Consider the following 15425-nt stretch of genomic DNA (forward strand, 5'->3'; position numbering starts at 1 on the left):
AGAAAGGGACGGATAACCGGTGTCGACGCCGTTCTATGTCTCACCCCAGCAGGCCATGGCCGACCGGGCGGAGTACGCCCGCAAGGGCATCGCCCGCGGTCGCAGCCTCGTTGTGCTGCAGTACGCCGACGGCATTGTGTTCGTCGGCGAGAACCCGTCCCGTGCGCTGCACAAGTTCAGCGAGATCTACGACCGGATCGGCTTCGCGGCCGCCGGCAAGTACAACGAATACGAGAATCTGCGGATCGGTGGTGTGCGCTATGCCGATCTGCGGGGTTACACCTATGACCGTGATGATGTGACCGCGCGGGGTCTGGCGAATGTGTACGCGCAGACGCTGGGCACGATCTTCTCCTCGGCCGCCGAGAAGCCGTACGAGGTGGAGCTCGTTGTCGCCGAGGTGGGGGAGACCCCCGAAGGTGACCAGATCTATCGGCTGCCGCACGACGGGTCCATCGTGGACGAACACGGGTCCGTCGCGGTGGGTGGCAACGCCGAGCAGATCAGCAGCTATCTGGACCAGCGCCACCGGGACGGGATGTCGCTGGCGGAGGCGCTGAAGCTGGCCGTGCAGTCGCTGTCGCGGGAGCCGAACGGGGGCGAGCGGGAGATCCCCGCGGAGCGCCTGGAGGTAGCGGTGCTGGACCGTACGCGTCCGCAGCAGCGCAAGTTCAGGCGGATCGTCGGGCGTCAGCTGGGCCGGCTGCTGGAGGAGGGCGGCGCGGAGACCGCCACGGAGGCCGAGGACGCCGAAGACGAGGAGTGACCGTTGGTCTTCGCCCTGCCCGCCGGTGCCGGTGGGTGGGGCGGGCAGGGCCGGTGCATCAGCCCGTCGCCGCCGGATCGGACGTTGCCCTATGGGGAGCCGTTTCCAGACCCGGACGTAAGCGACGGGCTTTGATGTACCGGCCCTGTCCCCCTCGTGCGTCGGCGGCTGCGGGTGCGTGGGGCGTGCGGCCTACGGGGAGCCTGGCGGGGCTGTGGAGCCTCGTACGACCAGGTGTACCGGGATGTCGCCCACGGGGGGCGTTCGGCCGTCCAGGACGGCCAGGAGGGCTTCCATGCCGCGTTCGCCGAAGCGTTCCGCGTCCAGGCGGACGGTGGTGAGCTCCGGGTCGATGGCCTGGGCCAGTGCCAGGTCGTCCAGGCCTGTGATGGAGAGGTCCTCGGGGATGCGCAGGCCCAGGCGGCGGGCCGCCTTGTAGGCGCCTGCAGCCAGTTTGTCGTCGTCGCAGACCAGGGCGGTGGGGCGGGGGCCGGGGGCGGCGAGCGCCGTTTCCGCGACGGACAGGGCGTCCTCGAAGGAGATCGGGGCTCGGGTCGTGCGGAGGTCCGTACCGGGGACCTCGGACAGGCGCTCGGCCAGTTCCCGGGCGCGTACCGCGAAGGTCCAGGACGGGATGTCCGCCGCCAGATGGAGGAAACGGCGGTGGCCCAGGGACAGGAGGTGCTCGGCCACCTGTCGTACGCCGTCCTTGATGTCGAGGTTGACGGTCGCCGCGCCGAGGCTGCCCTCCGGGTCGCTGTCGAGCATCACCAGGGGGAGCTGGTCGCCCCGGATGGCGGTCAGGGCGTCCGCGGCCATGGAAGAGGCGATGACACCGTCCAGGGCGGCCGCCGCGGAGCCGAACGGGTCACGGGCGGGGCCGATGCCCTCGGGGGAGGGGTACAGGACCACGCCGAAGCCGTGGTCCGCCGCGACGCGGGCCGCGCCGGTGTAGACGCCCGCGAAGAACTCGGTGGTCAGCGCGGGGACCACCAGGAGGACCGTACGGGTGCGGCCCAGGCGGAGGTTGCGGGCGGCCAGGTTCGGGCGGTAGCCGAGCTCCTGGGCGGCCTCGCGGACGCGTTCCGCGGTCGTCTCGGAGACCCGGCCGCGCCACTTGTCGCCCAGCACCAGAGAGACCGCGGCCTGGGACACCCCGGCGGCCTGGGCGACGTCACGACTCGTCGGGCGGGTGCTACCTCGTGCCACCGGCGACCTGCTCCTTCGTCTGGACTCGCGGACTGGGCACATGGTACGTATGACGCAGGGCGTTATACGTAAAACCTCGTGTGCATGACCAGTCGGACGTCACGCGTTACCGGAAGGGCATGACATGGCCGCGGGATACCTGGAGATCCTCAGGGCGAGGCACGCCGCACGGCTGCTCGCCGGCACGCTCACGGGGCGGCTGCCGAACGCCACCGCCGCCATCGCCGTCGTGCTCTTCGTGCGGGCGGAGGGCGGGACGTACAGCCTGGCCGGTGCGCTCGCCGCCGTGTACGGGGTGGGCAACGCCGTGGGGCAGCCGCTGCTCGGACGGCTCGTGGATCTGTACGGGCAGCCCCGCGTCCAGCTGCCGGCCCCGCTCGTCTCGGCCCTCGGGATGGGCGTCTTCGCCTTCTCGGGCACCGACCCGCTGCCGGTGGCGTACCTTTCGATGGTCGTCGCCGGGCTCTTCACGCCGCCTCTGGAGGGCGGTCTGCGGGCGTTGTGGCCCTCCGTGCTGCGCCGGGAGGAGCAGGTGCACACCGCGTACGCGATGGACGCCGTGGCGCAGGAAGTCATGTTCACCGTCGGACCCTTGCTCCTGACCCTGTGCGCTTCGCTCTGGTCCGCCCGGGCGGCGCTGCTGATCCTGAACGTCGTCGGGGTGCTGGGCGCCCTCTCCGTGGTCCTCTCGCCGCCCTCGCGCGCGTGGCGTTCGGCACCGCGCGAGGCGCACTGGCTCGGCGCGTTGCGCTCACCCGGGCTGCTGGCGCTGCTGGGCGCGTTCCTGTTCGTGGGGATCGCGCTCGGCTCGATCACGGTCGCCGCGGTGTCCTACGCCGACGACCACGGCGGCGACGCGGTGTACGGCTGGCTGATGGCGGCCGTGGGGCTCGGGGCCCTCGTCGGTGGGACGGCGTACGGGGCGCGGCGGTGGAGCGGCGCGCCCGAGCGGCGACTGCGGGGGCTGGTCGCCCTTCTGGCGGTGTGTTACCTGCCGCTCGTGCTGATGCCGGGCGCGGTCGCCATGACGGCCCTCGCGGCGCTCGCCGGGGTCTTCCTGGCGCCCTGCATCGCCTGCGCCTTCATCATCGTCGACCGGCACGCGCCGAGGGGCACCGTCACCGAGGCGTTCTCCTGGCTTGTGACGACGTTCACCGTGGGAGCGTCGGTCGGAACGGGCCTGGCGGGCCCGGTCGTCGAGCGGGGCGGGGCGGTGTGGGGCTTCGCCCTGCCGGGCGCCGCGGGTGCCGCCGCGCTGGTGGTTCTGCTGGCCACGGGGCGGGTCCTCGCAGCTACCGGGGACGGTGCGGTCGTTGCGGTCTCATCGGAAAATGATCCAAACCGTGCCGTCGAACCCCGTTTCAGCTCGGGGGATCGGGCGTAATGTTCAGTCATGGACCGCCGCATTTTCGGGCTGGAGAACGAGTACGGCGTCACGTGTACGTTCAGGGGACAGCGCCGCCTGTCTCCCGACGAGGTGGCGCGGTACCTCTTCCGCCGTGTCGTGTCATGGGGCCGCAGCAGCAATGTCTTTCTGCGGAACGGTGCCCGCCTCTATCTCGACGTGGGATCACATCCGGAATACGCGACACCCGAATGTGACAACGTGACGGAACTCGTCACCCACGACAAGGCCGGCGAGCGCATTCTCGAAGGACTCCTGGTCGACGCCGAACGACGCCTGCACGAGGAAGGAATCGCGGGCGACGTCTATCTGTTCAAGAACAACACCGACTCGGCGGGCAACTCCTACGGGTGCCACGAGAACTATCTGGTGGCCCGGCACGGGGAGTTCTCCCGGCTCGCGGACATTCTCATTCCCTTCCTGGTCACCCGGCAGCTGCTGTGCGGTGCCGGCAAGGTGCTGCAGACTCCGCGCGGCGCCGTGTACTGCGTGAGCCAGCGCGCCGAGCACATCTGGGAGGGCGTCAGCTCGGCGACGACCCGCTCCCGGCCGATCATCAACACCCGCGACGAACCGCACGCCGACGCCGAGCGCTACCGGCGGCTGCACGTCATCGTCGGTGACTCGAACATGTCCGAGACGACGATGCTCCTCAAGGTCGGCGCCACCGACCTGGTACTGCGCATGATCGAGGCCGGTACGGTCATGCGCGACCTCACCCTGGAGAACCCCATTCGGGCGATCCGCGAGGTCAGCCACGACATCACGGGCCGGCGCAAGGTGCGTCTGGCCAGCGGCCGGGAGGCCTCCGCGCTGGAAGTGCAGCGGGAGTACTTCGAGAAGGCCGTGGACTTCTGCGAGCGCCGCGGCATCCGCACCGGCACGGTCGAGCAGGTGCTCGAACTGTGGGGCCGCACGCTCGACGCGATCGAGGCCGAGGACCTCGACCGGATCGGTACCGAAATCGACTGGGTGATGAAGTACAAGCTCATCGAGCGGTACCGGGCCAAGCACAACATGACGATGTCGCATCCCCGGGTCGCGCAGATAGACCTCGCATATCACGACATCCACCGGCGTCGTGGTCTGTACTACCTGCTGGAGAGGAAGGGGCAAGCCACCCGGATCTGCAACGATTTGAAGATCTTCGAGGGCAAGTCCGTGCCGCCGCAGACCACTCGGGCCCGGCTGCGCGGCGACTTCATCCGGCGCGCTCAGGAGCAGCGCCGCGATTTCACCGTCGACTGGGTCCATCTCAAGCTCAACGACCAGGCGCAACGCACGGTGTTGTGCAAGGACCCGTTCCGTTCGGTCGACGATCGGGTGGAGAAGCTGATCGCGGGAATGTGAGCGCTGGGTTCCGCGTGTGATGGCGGAACGCAACGCGGGGCGCCGTACGTTTTCCGTACGGCGCCCTTCTCACGTCGTAGAGTTGCGCGCACGCCATCAACCAAGATCGATCGATACGAGGCCCTCACCGTGCGCCGACGCTCCCTCCTCATTGCCGTACCCGCCGGACTGGTCACGCTCGCCGGATGCGGTGACGACAAGTCGGACAAGGCCAAGTCCAGCAGCAGCCCGTCCCCGTCGGCCCCCGCGTCCGCCTCGGCGGCGCCGCCGCCTAAGATCGTCGACGGTCCGCTGCCGGCGATCACGGCCGGGACGAAGTTCGGTGAGAAGCCGACCGTCGCCAAGGGCACCGGCTCCCCGTCGAAGGATCTGGCGGTCAAGACGGTCATCGCGGGCGGCGGCAAGACGGTCGCGGAGAACGACTACATCCAGGCCAACTACCTCGGCCAGGTCTGGGACACCGCCAAGGTCTTCGACAACTCCTACGACCGTAAGACGCCGCTGGTCATCCAGCTCGCGCAGGGCGGCATCATCGACGGCTGGCGCTATGCCCTGGTGGGCAAGAAGGTCGGCAGCCGCGTCCAGATGTCCGTGCCGCCGACCTGGGGCTACGGCACGCAGGGCAACACGCAGGCCGGCATCAAGGGCACCGACACGCTGGTGTTCGTCGTCGACATCGAGAACACCTTCAACGCGACGAGCTCCGCCCAGGGCAAGGACGTCGCGCAGAGCGACGCCGCCCTCCCGAAGGTCGGCACCAACACCGACGGCAAGGCCCCCTCCATCGACGTGCCGAAGGCGACGGCCCCCACGAAGCTCGTGTCGGACTACGTCATCGAGGGCGACGGCGACGAGGTCAAGGCGGACAGCAGCGTCCTGGTGCAGTACAAGGGCGTGCTCTGGGACACCGGCAAGGAGTTCGACTCGACGTACAGCAGCGGCCGGCTGGCGTCGTTCTCGCTGCAGCAGGTCGTCAAGGGCTGGGCGCAGGGCCTGACCGGCAAGAAGGTGGGCAGCCGCGTCCTCATCGTCATCCCGCCGGCGCTGGGCTACGGCAACAACCCGCCGAGCGGCAGTGGCATCAAGAAGGACTCCACCCTGGTGTTCTCGGTGGACATCCTGGCCAAGATGTAACGCCTTGCGGGATGTGAGACTGTCGGTGTTGCTTTAAGGCCTTTACGCGAACAAGCAGGAGCTAGAGACGTGAGCATCGAGAAGCCCGAGATCGACTTCCCGGGCGGCGAGCCCCCGGCGGACCTCGAGATCAAGGACATCTGGGAAGGCGAGGGCCAGGTCGCCAAGGCCGGCGACTTCGTCAAGGTCCACTACGTGGGCGTGGCCTTCTCCACCGGCGAGGAGTTCGACGCCTCCTGGAACCGCGGCACCCCGCTGGAGTTCCAGCTCGGTGTCGGGCAGGTCATCAGCGGCTGGGACCAGGGTGTGCAGGGCATGAAGGTCGGCGGCCGTCGCCAGCTGGTCATCCCGGCGCACCTCGCGTACGGCGACCGTGGCGCCGGTGGCCGAATCGGCCCCGGCGAGACGCTGATCTTCGTCTGCGACCTGGTCGCGGTCTGATCCACAGCGGGATCGGGTCTTGATCCGATCATCATGAAGGCCGGGTTCCCGCCCGAACTTCGTACGCTCTGTGATCGGGATTAGTCCGAAGCCGATCACCTGGGGCCCATGCCTGTCCGGGCATGGGCCCTCGGCTTTTGCCGGGGCACTCCGGAGCGGTACGGTCGTCGGTCGGAAGCACCATAGGAAGGGCGTCGATGGCCATTGCCAAGGCCGAGCGGCTGATGAACCTCGCGCTGTGTCTGCTCGGGACGCGGCGGCCGCTCAGCAAGCGCGAACTCCGCGAGTCCATCGAGGCCTATCTGGAAGCCGGGTCGGACGACTCCTTCAACCGGATGTTCGAGCGCGACAAGGACGATCTGCGCGAGCTGGGCCTGGTCATCGAGACGGTGGAGAACCTCGACGGCGAGGTCGGCTATCTCGCCCGCCGCGACAGCAACCGCCTGCCGCCCATCACCCTCGACGCCGAGGAGGCCGCCGCCCTCGGCCTCGCCGCCAAGGTCTGGCAGCAGGCCCGGCTGGCCGGCGCGGCGAGTGGTGCGTTGCAGAAGCTGCGCGCCGCCGGGCTGCCCGAGGATGTGGACCCCTACGAGGCGCATGGCGCCCTCGAACCGCACATCCCCGTGCACGAGGCGGCCTTCGAGCCGCTGATGCTGGCCTGCCGCGACCGCCGCCCGGTCGTCTTCGACTACCGCAAGGCCACCGCCGCACACCCCGAGACCCGGCAGGTCGAGCCGTGGGCGCTGGAGTGCTGGCGCGGCCACTGGTACCTGGCGGGCTGGGACCGTGACCGCGGCGCCGAGCGCGTCTTCAGGCTCTCCCGGATCACCGGCAGGGTCCGCTCCCGCGCCGGGCGCTACACCGCAGAGGTGCCCGACGTCGTCACCGTGCGGGAGACCGTCGCGAGCTGGGCGGGCGAGATCGCCGACCGCTCCGCGCTGATCCGGCTGCGCACCGGCTCCGGCTACCCGCTGCGGGCCAAGGCCGTCTCCGTACGGGAACTGGTTGACGGCTGGGACGAGTTGGAGATTCCGTACGGGCACGGGCTGGACGCCTGGCTCGTCGAGTTCGGGCCCGACGTGGTGGTCCTGGAGCCCGCCGAGCTGCGGGCCGATGTAGTGGACCGGCTGCGCGCCGTGGCCAAGGGCTGAGGGGGAACGCAGAGAACGTGGCAGGAAAACCGGCCAGGCCCACGAACGCGATCGACCAGACCCGGCGGATGCTCTCCCTGGTGACCTATCTGCGCGAGCGCCCGGGTGCGCACGTCGGTGATGTCGCCCGGGCCTTCGGGATCACCGAGGACGAGCTGATCTCCGACCTCGACGTGCTGCCGCTGTGCGGGACCAGCTTCCGCGGTGGTGACCTCCTCGACATCGACACCGACGGCGACCGCATCTGGTGGCACAACCCCGACGACGTCGCCGAACCCCTCCGTATCGCCGCCGACGAGGCGACCGCGCTGCTGGTGGCCGCCCGCGCGGTGTCCACGCTGCCCGGGCTGCGCGAGGGCGACCGGCAGGCGCTGCTGCGCGCCACCGCCAAGGTGGAGGCCGCCTCGGGCGAGGCGGCGGGCGCCAGCTCCCGCCTCTCGGTGACCTTCGAGTCCGAGGGCGGCGTCTTCGCGGACGTCGACCGGGCGATCTCGGAGCGGCGCCGGCTGTGGATCCGCTACTACTCGCCCTCGCGCGACGAGCTCACCGAGCGCGAGATCGACCCGATCCGCCTGGTCAGTGTCGGGCACACGTACGTGGAGGCCTGGTGCCGCCGCTCCGAGGCGCGCCGGACCTTCCGGCTCGACAGGGTCGCCGAGATCCGCATCCTCGACGAGCCGTCCGCGCCGCCCGAGGTCGAGCTGCGAGACCTCTCCGAGGGGCTGGTACAGCCCGCGGCCGAGGACCCCGAGGTGGTCGTCGAGGTCGGGCCGGGCGGGCGCTGGGTCGCGGAGTACTACCCGCACGACAGTGCGGATGAGCTGCCGGACGGCGGGCTGCGTGTCACCTTGCGGACCCCCGACCCCACGTCGCTGCGACGGCTGGCGCTGCGCCTGGGCCGGGACGGCCGGATCGTGTCGCCGCCGGAACTGGCGGACAGCGCTCGCGAGGCGGCTCGGGAGGCACTCGCGGCCTACGACGGCCTCGAGGGCGATGAGGACGGACCGTACGACAGGCAGGAGCAGGGGCTTTGACCACGTCGGCGATGTCGGGCGCGTCGGGGAGGGCCGGTACCTCGCAGAGGGCCGGCGGGCCGGTGAAGGCGGGCGGCGCGGAGCGGACCGGCGCGTCCTTGGGCGCGGCGGAGATGACGGTCGTCACCGCGTTCGCCGGTATGCGGAGAGTCGCCGACGTGCTGTTCAAGGCGGGCTGCCCCGACTGCCGGGCCGCTCTGGAGCTCAGGGCGAACGCCCTGATGCTGGCCATCGGCGCCACCAGCCGCACCACGTTCTACTCCTTCACCTGCACCGAGTGCGGCTCGGCCGTCCGCAAGCCCGCGGGCGAGCGCATCGTCGAACTCCTCACCGGCGGCGGGGTGCGCACACTCCGCCTGCACTCCACGTCTTAGGCTCGGCCTCATGTTCTGGCCGATGTTCGCGATTGTCGTGGGTTTTCTTGGAATCGCCGTTCTCGGCGTGCTCGCTGTCCGTGTCTTCGTGGAAGCGGAACGTCTGGGGCGGCAGGTGACGGACTCCGCGCGCCGGATCAACCAGGCGGCGGACGACCTGGAGCGGGCGGCCGTCGGGGTCGCGCGTTCTGTGGATGCCGTATGACCTTCCAGGGATCCCGGTATGAGTCCGTCGCGGGATACGCAATGCGCCGTTTGAACCTGTCAACTTGCCGGTGAGGGCGAGTACGCTTCTGATCGCGGTCCGGAGAACGAGGCGCGGGCCGCGAACTGGGAGTACGCACAGGGATTGCCCCGCGTTCACCCCTGAGCGTTACGATCGCTGTCATCACGACGTTCGGACACATGTCCGACCGATCGGACAGCACCCCGACCCAGCCGCCTCGGTGAGAAGGTAAAGACTTATGTTCGGAAGGCTCGGCGCTCCCGAGATCATTCTCATCCTCGTCGTCATCATCCTGCTGTTCGGCGCGAAGAAGCTTCCGGACATGGCGCGCTCCCTCGGAAAGTCCGCGCGCATCCTGAAGAGCGAGGCGAAGGCGATGAAGGACGAGGGCAGCACCCCCGCCCCGGCCGGTCCGCCCAGCACCGACGAGCAGCCCCCGGCTCAGCGCACGATCCAGGCCGCGCCCGGCGATGTGACCAGCTCCCGCCCGGTCACCGAGCCGACGGACACGACCAAGCGCTGACGCAGGGCCGGACGCCTCCGGCCCGCCGCACGAGATGAGGACGTGGGTTGCTCAAGTCTGCCCGCAAGAAGGAGAAGGATCCCGAGGGACGGATGCCCCTTGCGGACCACCTTCGTGAGCTCCGCAACCGGCTCGCGAAGGCGATGCTGGCCATCGTCATCGTCACGGTCGTGGCCGCCTTCTACTACAACGACATCATCAACTTCTTCACCAAGCCGGTGCTGGACTCGGTCGGGTGTCCTTCGAGCTTCGCCGAGCTGGCGAAAACGCCCAAGGGCCACCAGCAGTGCGCGCAGATCACGATCAACGGTCTGCTCGCCCCGTTCACCCTGGCGTTGAAGGTCTCGTTGATGGCCGGTGTCGCGCTCGCCTCGCCGGTGTGGCTCTACCAGCTGTGGGCGTTCGTCGCGCCCGGTCTGCACCAGAACGAGAAGAAGTACGCGTACGCGTTCGTCGGGACGGGCGTTCCGCTCTTCTTCGCCGGTGGCTTCTTCGCCTACAAGGTGCTGCCCACCACCGCGAAGGTGCTGATCGACTTCACGCCGGACGGCGTGAACAACCTGCTGCCGCTCGACGATCTGCTCGACCTCGTCACGCGCATGGTGGTCGTCTTCGGCCTCTCCTTCGAGCTGCCGCTGCTGCTGGTCATGCTCAACCTCACCGGCATCCTGACCGGCAAGCGCATGCTCGGCTGGTGGCGCGCCATGATCATGGGCATCACGGTCTTCGCGGCCGTAGCCACGCCGAGCACCGACCCGCTGACGATGCTGGCGCTCGCGGTACCGATCTGGGTCCTGTACTTCGGCGCCGTCGTCTTCTCGCTGACGAACGACCGGCGCAAGCGGCGCCGCGAGGCCGAGGGTCCGGCCGACGACGAGGCTTCCGACCTGGACCTCACGCCCGACGACATCGGCGAGGTCGAGAGCGTGTCGGCGCACCGCGCGCTGCCCGAGCAGTCGGGCACGGACCGGGTCAACGGTTATGACGACGTGACCTGACGAAGCCCGGAGATCTCGTAGGGTCAGGGCCGTGACCAGCGAGATCACCCTCTTCGTCAACCCCACCGCGGGACGCGGCCGGGGCGCCCACGCGGCGCAGCCGGCCGCTTTCGCATTGCGAGCGGCGGGATTCTCCGTCCGTACGGTCCTCGGGGAGAACGCCGAGGACGCCCTCACGCGCGCGCGTGAGGCCGTCGAGGGCGGCACCGGCGCCCTCATAGCCGTCGGGGGCGACGGCATGGCGAACCTCGCCCTCCAGGCCGTCGCCGGCACCCGCACCCCGCTCGGCCTGGTCGCCGCCGGCACCGGCAACGACTTCGCCCGTGCCCTCGGGCTTCCGGTGCGCGACCCGGCGGCCGCGGGACGGCTGATCGCGGAGTCCCTCAAAGGGGCGCGGCTGCGCGACATCGACCTGGGCCGGGTGAACGGCACCTGGTTCGCCACCGTCCTCGCCTCCGGCTTCGACTCCCGGGTCAACGATCGCGGCAATCGCATGCGGTGGCCGGTCGGCCGCTTCAAGTACGACCTCGCCATGCTCGCCGAACTGGCGGCCCTCAGGCCCCTCCCGTACCGGATCACCCTGGACGACGGCGAGGTCCGGGAGATCCGGGCGACCCTCGTCGCGGTCGGCAACGGGTCGTCGTACGGCGGCGGAATGAGGATCTGCGCGAGGGCCGAGCTGGAGGACGGGCTGTTCGACGTCACGGTCGTCGGGGAGTGCAGCCGTACGACCCTGCTCAAGGTGTTCCCCAAGGTCTACCGGGGCACCCACCTCGACCACCCCGTCGTCACCGCGCACCGGGCCACCAAGGTCGAGCTCGTCGCCGAGGGTGTCACCGCGTACGCGGACGGGGAGCCGCTGGGGCCGCTGCCGCTCACCGCGGAGTGCGTGCCCGCGGCGGTGCGCGTGGCAATTCCCTGAGCTGCGGGAATCCGGGGTTTGAGATAAACAGATCCGGATATTGATCGTCATGTTGTCAGTGGCTGCCGGTAGTCTCGAAAGCACGATGACAGAGGACCTCTCACCGGCCGAGCGGTATGCGGCAGCACGGAAGCGCGCTGTCGAGCAGGCCACCGCGCTCGCCTCCTTCCGCGAGATGTACGACTTCGGCCTCGACCCCTACCAGATCGAGGCCTGCCAGGCGCTCGAAGCGGGCAAGGGTGTGCTTGTGGCCGCGCCCACCGGCTCGGGCAAGACGGTCGTCGGCGAGTTCGCCGTCCACCTCGCCCTCCAGCAGGGCAAGAAGTGCTTCTACACCACGCCGATCAAGGCGCTCTCGAACCAGAAGTACGCCGATCTGTGCCGCCGCTACGGCGCGGACAAGGTCGGCCTGCTCACCGGCGACAACAGCGTCAACTCCGATGCCCCGGTGGTCGTCATGACCACCGAGGTGCTGCGCAACATGCTGTACGCGGGCTCCCAGACCCTTCTCGGCCTCGGCTATGTGGTCATGGACGAGGTGCACTACCTCTCCGACCGCTTCCGCGGCGCCGTCTGGGAGGAAGTGATCATCCACCTCCCGGAGTCGGTGACCCTGGTGTCACTCTCGGCGACCGTGTCGAACGCGGAGGAGTTCGGCGACTGGCTGGACACCGTGCGCGGCCACACCGAGGTGATCGTCTCCGAGCACCGGCCCGTCCCGCTGTTCCAGCACGTGCTGGCCGGCCGCCGGATGTACGACCTCTTCGAGGAGGGCGAAGGCAACAAGAAGGCGGTCAACCCCGACCTCACCCGCCTGGCCCGTATGGAGGCCAGCCGTCCCTCGTTCCAGGACCGCAGGCGCGGCCGTGCCATGCGGGAGGCCGACCGTGAGCGCGAGCGCCGGCAGCGCTCGCGGATCTGGACACCGGGCCGCCCCGAGGTCATCGAACGGCTCGACGCCGAGGGCCTGCTGCCCGCGATCACGTTCATCTTCAGCCGCGCCGCCTGCGAGGCCGCCGTCCAGCAGTGCCTGTACGCGGGCCTCAGGCTGAACGACGAGGAGGCGCGCGCGAAGGTCCGCGAGATCGTCGAGGAGCGCACCGCGTCCATTCCCTCCGAGGATCTGCACGTCCTTGGCTACTACGAATGGCTGGAGGGCCTGGAGCGCGGCATCGCGGCCCATCACGCGGGCATGCTGCCCACGTTCAAGGAAGTCGTCGAGGAACTCTTCGTACGCGGCCTGGTGAAGGCCGTGTTCGCGACCGAGACCCTGGCGCTGGGCATCAACATGCCCGCCCGCTCGGTGGTGTTGGAGAAGCTCGTCAAGTGGAACGGCGAGCAGCACGCCGACATCACACCCGGCGAGTACACCCAGCTCACGGGTCGTGCAGGGCGCCGCGGCATCGATGTCGAGGGCCACGCCGTCGTGCTGTGGCAGCGCGGCTTCAGCCCCGACCACCTGGCGGGACTCGCGGGCACCCGCACCTACCCGCTGCGCTCCAGCTTCAAGCCGTCGTACAACATGGCCGTGAACCTGGTCGAGCAGTTCGGCCGGCACCGCTCGCGTGAGCTGCTGGAGACGTCCTTCGCGCAGTTCCAGGCCGACAAGTCGGTCGTCGGGATCTCCCGGCAGGTACAGCGCAACGAGGAGGGGCTGGAGGGCTACAGGGAGTCCATGACCTGCCACCTCGGGGACTTCGACGAGTACGCGCGACTGCGCCGCGAACTCAAGGACCGCGAGACGGAGCTCGCCAAGCAGGGCGCGGCGCAGCGGCGCGCCGAGGCGGCCGTGGCGCTGGAGAAGCTCAAGCCCGGCGACATCATCCATGTCCCGACCGGCAAGTTCGCGGGCCTGGCGCTGGTCCTCGACCCGGGGCTGCCCGCGGGCCGGTCCAACGGCCACCGCGGCTTCGAGTACCACGACGGACCGCGTCCGCTGGTCCTCACCGCCGAGCGCCAGGTGAAGCGACTGGCCTCCATGGACTTCCCGGTGCCGGTCGAGGCGCTGGAGCGGATGCGCATCCCGAAGTCCTTCAACCCGCGTTCTCCGCAGTCCCGTCGCGACCTCGCCTCCGCGCTGCGCACCAAGGCCGGGCACATCGTTCCTGACCGGCTGCGCAAGCGCCGCTCCGAGGCCGCCGACGACCGTGAGATCGCCCGGCTGCGCACCGCGATCCGCGCCCACCCCTGCCACGGCTGCAACGACCGTGAGGACCACGCCCGTTGGGCCGAGCGTTACCACCGGCTGCTGCGCGACACCAAGCAGCTGGAGAACCGCATCGAGGGCCGGACGAACACCATCGCCCGCACCTTCGACCGGATCGTCGCCCTCCTCACCGAGCTGGACTACCTGCGCGGCGACGAGGCCACGGAGCACGGGCGACGGCTCGCCCGGCTGTACGGCGAACTCGACCTGCTGGCCAGCGAATGCCTGCGCGCCGGGGTCTGGGAAGGCCTCGACCCGGCCGAACTCGCGGCCTGTGTCTCGGCGTTGGTGTACGAGTCGCGGGTCGGTGACGACGCGATGGCGCCGAAGCTGCCGTCCGGCAAGGCCAAGGCGGCGCTCGGTGAGATGGTCCGCATCTGGGGCCGTCTCGACGCGCTGGAGGAGGACTTCCGGATCACCCAGTCCGAGGGCGTCGGCCAGCGCGAACCGGACCTCGGCTTCGCCTGGGCGGCCTACGAGTGGGCTTCCGGCAAGGGCCTCGACGAGGTGCTGCGCGAGGCGGAGATGCCGGCCGGTGACTTCGTCCGCTGGTGCAAGCAGGTCATCGACGTGCTGGGCCAGATCTCGGCCGCCGCGCCGGTCGCCGGTGGTGAGAGGTCGACGGTCGCGAAGAACGCGCGCAAGGCGGTCGACGGCCTGCTGCGCGGAGTGGTCGCCTACTCGTCGGTGGGCTGAGTGGGCTGAGCCGAGCCGGTGGCCCGGTCGCTCGTGGTGCGCCGCCTCCCTGCCGGGGGTGGCGCACCTTGTGTGTCAGCCCCAGCTCGGTGAGGGCTCGTGCGGCTCCTCATGAGGCACGGGGCGGCCGGTGTGGGCGTCCAGGAGGACACGGTCGCCGATCGGGCGGGTCAGCTTCACCGTCGGAACAGCCAGGCCGGCACGGTCGCCGGGCCCCGGCTGGTGGTCAGGGTCATCTCGCCCGGCTTCGCCCCGGTCACGGTCAGGTGCGGGCCGTCGTTCCCGCCGCGCGCCACCCTCTCGTACGCCTTGCCCGCCGCCATCAGCGGCAGGGTGAGGGAGGCTCCGCTCTTCCACCTCACCTCCCCGTCCTTCCGCGGGAGTGCCGGAAGCGCGCCGCGCAGCACGAAGTTGTGCGTGGTGAAGGCCAGCTTGTCGGTTTCGTCGCGCAGGCCGCCCTCGGGCAACTGGACCGCGTCCGCCGTCGGGTAGTAGCCCTTGCGCCATTGCCTAGCGGCCCCGGAACCGTCCCAGGCGTCGGCGACCTGTCGGGCGCGGCTCTCCGCCCGCGGTTTCCTGACCGGTGCCGGGGGCCTGCACCCCGCTGCCGACGGCCCTTTCGCTGCCGCACCCCGTGACGGCACCGGCTCCGTCGGTCAGGAAGGCGAGGGTGACGAGCAGATGGGCGATGCGTGTGGTCTTGGACTGCATGGGTCCCCCGGGGGCCGGCGCTGACGAACGGAACGTGGGTGGTGCGGGGCGAAGCTCGTGCCACGCCTGTGAAGCCCCGGCCCCGGGGCGCGTTCGGCCCGCGTCCGTTTCCGCGATGCTTTCTTGCCGCATCGTGACTCGTCGGCCTTCCGGCCCGACCACGGCCGTGAGGTCAGGCGCGCGTACGGAACGTGGGTGGTGCGGGGCGAAGCTCGTGCCACGCCTGTGAAGCCCCGGCCCCGGGGCGCGTTCGGCCCGCGTCCGTTTCCGCGATGCTTT

General features: G+C 70.0%; 16 protein-coding genes. 13 read left to right on the forward strand and 3 right to left on the reverse strand.

Going from position 1 to position 15425, the window contains the following annotated elements:
* The first annotated feature begins 19 nt into the window (after positions 1 to 19).
* Positions 20 to 766: a proteasome subunit alpha gene (gene prcA / locus ABZ656_RS07830; RefSeq protein WP_101406103.1), complete on the forward strand. Its 747-nt coding sequence runs from the start codon at positions 20 to 22 to the stop codon at positions 764 to 766.
* 192 nt (positions 767 to 958) lie between these two features.
* Here prcA and ABZ656_RS07835 read toward each other — a convergent pair whose 3' ends face one another.
* Entirely contained in the window at positions 959 to 1975 is a 1017-nt protein-coding gene (locus ABZ656_RS07835; protein ID WP_180362579.1) for a LacI family DNA-binding transcriptional regulator, read from the reverse strand.
* Positions 1976 to 2099: 124 nt separating this feature from the next.
* Here ABZ656_RS07835 and ABZ656_RS07840 point away from each other — a divergent pair, with 124 nt between their 5' ends.
* The 12 genes from ABZ656_RS07840 to ABZ656_RS07895 all read left to right on the forward strand — a co-directional run bounded on the left by ABZ656_RS07840 (position 2100) and on the right by ABZ656_RS07895 (position 14435).
* Positions 2100 to 3359 (forward strand): MFS transporter, encoded by a 1260-nt coding sequence (locus tag ABZ656_RS07840; protein WP_360265611.1) that lies wholly within the window; start codon positions 2100 to 2102, stop codon positions 3357 to 3359.
* A gap of 9 nt (positions 3360 to 3368) precedes the next feature.
* A complete protein-coding gene (gene pafA, locus ABZ656_RS07845) occupies positions 3369 to 4730 on the forward strand; it encodes a Pup--protein ligase (protein ID WP_054231169.1) in 1362 nt (453 codons plus the stop codon).
* Positions 4731 to 4859: 129 nt separating this feature from the next.
* Positions 4860 to 5864: an FKBP-type peptidyl-prolyl cis-trans isomerase gene (locus tag ABZ656_RS07850; RefSeq protein ID WP_101406106.1), complete on the forward strand. Its 1005-nt coding sequence runs from the start codon at positions 4860 to 4862 to the stop codon at positions 5862 to 5864.
* A gap of 69 nt (positions 5865 to 5933) precedes the next feature.
* A complete protein-coding gene (locus ABZ656_RS07855) occupies positions 5934 to 6305 on the forward strand; it encodes an FKBP-type peptidyl-prolyl cis-trans isomerase (RefSeq protein ID WP_101406107.1) in 372 nt (123 codons plus the stop codon).
* 197 nt (positions 6306 to 6502) lie between these two features.
* Entirely contained in the window at positions 6503 to 7456 is a 954-nt protein-coding gene (locus ABZ656_RS07860; RefSeq protein WP_101406108.1) for a WYL domain-containing protein, read from the forward strand.
* Between the two features lie 17 nt (positions 7457 to 7473).
* Positions 7474 to 8490 (forward strand): WYL domain-containing protein, encoded by a 1017-nt coding sequence (locus tag ABZ656_RS07865; RefSeq protein ID WP_101406109.1) that lies wholly within the window; start codon positions 7474 to 7476, stop codon positions 8488 to 8490.
* A 113-nt stretch (positions 8491 to 8603) separates the two neighbouring features.
* Positions 8604 to 8864: a hypothetical protein gene (locus tag ABZ656_RS07870; RefSeq protein WP_101408255.1), complete on the forward strand. Its 261-nt coding sequence runs from the start codon at positions 8604 to 8606 to the stop codon at positions 8862 to 8864.
* A gap of 10 nt (positions 8865 to 8874) precedes the next feature.
* A complete protein-coding gene (locus ABZ656_RS07875; protein ID WP_101406110.1) occupies positions 8875 to 9069 on the forward strand; it encodes a hypothetical protein in 195 nt (64 codons plus the stop codon).
* Positions 9070 to 9328: 259 nt separating this feature from the next.
* Complete coding sequence (gene tatA, locus ABZ656_RS07880) at positions 9329 to 9613, forward strand: Sec-independent protein translocase subunit TatA (protein WP_101406111.1); 285 nt, start codon at positions 9329 to 9331, stop codon at positions 9611 to 9613.
* A 47-nt stretch (positions 9614 to 9660) separates the two neighbouring features.
* Entirely contained in the window at positions 9661 to 10611 is a 951-nt protein-coding gene (gene tatC / locus ABZ656_RS07885) for a twin-arginine translocase subunit TatC (protein WP_101406112.1), read from the forward strand.
* Positions 10612 to 10642: 31 nt separating this feature from the next.
* On the forward strand, positions 10643 to 11533 hold the full coding sequence (locus ABZ656_RS07890; protein WP_360265617.1) for a diacylglycerol kinase: 891 nt from the start codon (positions 10643 to 10645) through the stop codon (positions 11531 to 11533).
* Between the two features lie 40 nt (positions 11534 to 11573).
* A complete protein-coding gene (locus tag ABZ656_RS07895) occupies positions 11574 to 14435 on the forward strand; it encodes a DEAD/DEAH box helicase (RefSeq protein ID WP_101406114.1) in 2862 nt (953 codons plus the stop codon).
* Between the two features lie 176 nt (positions 14436 to 14611).
* Here ABZ656_RS07895 and ABZ656_RS07900 read toward each other — a convergent pair whose 3' ends face one another.
* Together ABZ656_RS07900 and ABZ656_RS07905 are read right to left on the reverse strand one after the other, a co-directional pair.
* On the reverse strand, positions 14612 to 14902 hold the full coding sequence (locus ABZ656_RS07900; protein ID WP_360265620.1) for a hypothetical protein: 291 nt from the start codon (positions 14900 to 14902) through the stop codon (positions 14612 to 14614).
* Positions 14903 to 14945: 43 nt separating this feature from the next.
* Positions 14946 to 15146: a hypothetical protein gene (locus ABZ656_RS07905; protein ID WP_360265623.1), complete on the reverse strand. Its 201-nt coding sequence runs from the start codon at positions 15144 to 15146 to the stop codon at positions 14946 to 14948.
* Between the last annotated feature and the right edge of the window lie 279 nt (positions 15147 to 15425).

The organism is Streptomyces sp. NPDC007095, assembly GCF_040634475.1.
Taxonomy (GTDB): domain Bacteria; phylum Actinomycetota; class Actinomycetes; order Streptomycetales; family Streptomycetaceae; genus Streptomyces.

Coding starts and splice junctions, on each gene's coding strand:
- ABZ656_RS07840 (WP_360265611.1), top strand. CDS start 2,100: ATGGCCGCGGGATACCTGGAGATCCTCAGGGCGAGGCACGCCGCACGG.
- pafA (WP_054231169.1), top strand. CDS start 3,369: ATGGACCGCCGCATTTTCGGGCTGGAGAACGAGTACGGCGTCACGTGT.
- ABZ656_RS07860 (WP_101406108.1), top strand. CDS start 6,503: ATGGCCATTGCCAAGGCCGAGCGGCTGATGAACCTCGCGCTGTGTCTG.
- ABZ656_RS07870 (WP_101408255.1), top strand. CDS start 8,604: ATGACGGTCGTCACCGCGTTCGCCGGTATGCGGAGAGTCGCCGACGTG.
- ABZ656_RS07875 (WP_101406110.1), top strand. CDS start 8,875: ATGTTCTGGCCGATGTTCGCGATTGTCGTGGGTTTTCTTGGAATCGCC.
- tatA (WP_101406111.1), top strand. CDS start 9,329: ATGTTCGGAAGGCTCGGCGCTCCCGAGATCATTCTCATCCTCGTCGTC.
- ABZ656_RS07905 (WP_360265623.1), bottom strand. CDS start 15,146: ATGCAGTCCAAGACCACACGCATCGCCCATCTGCTCGTCACCCTCGCC.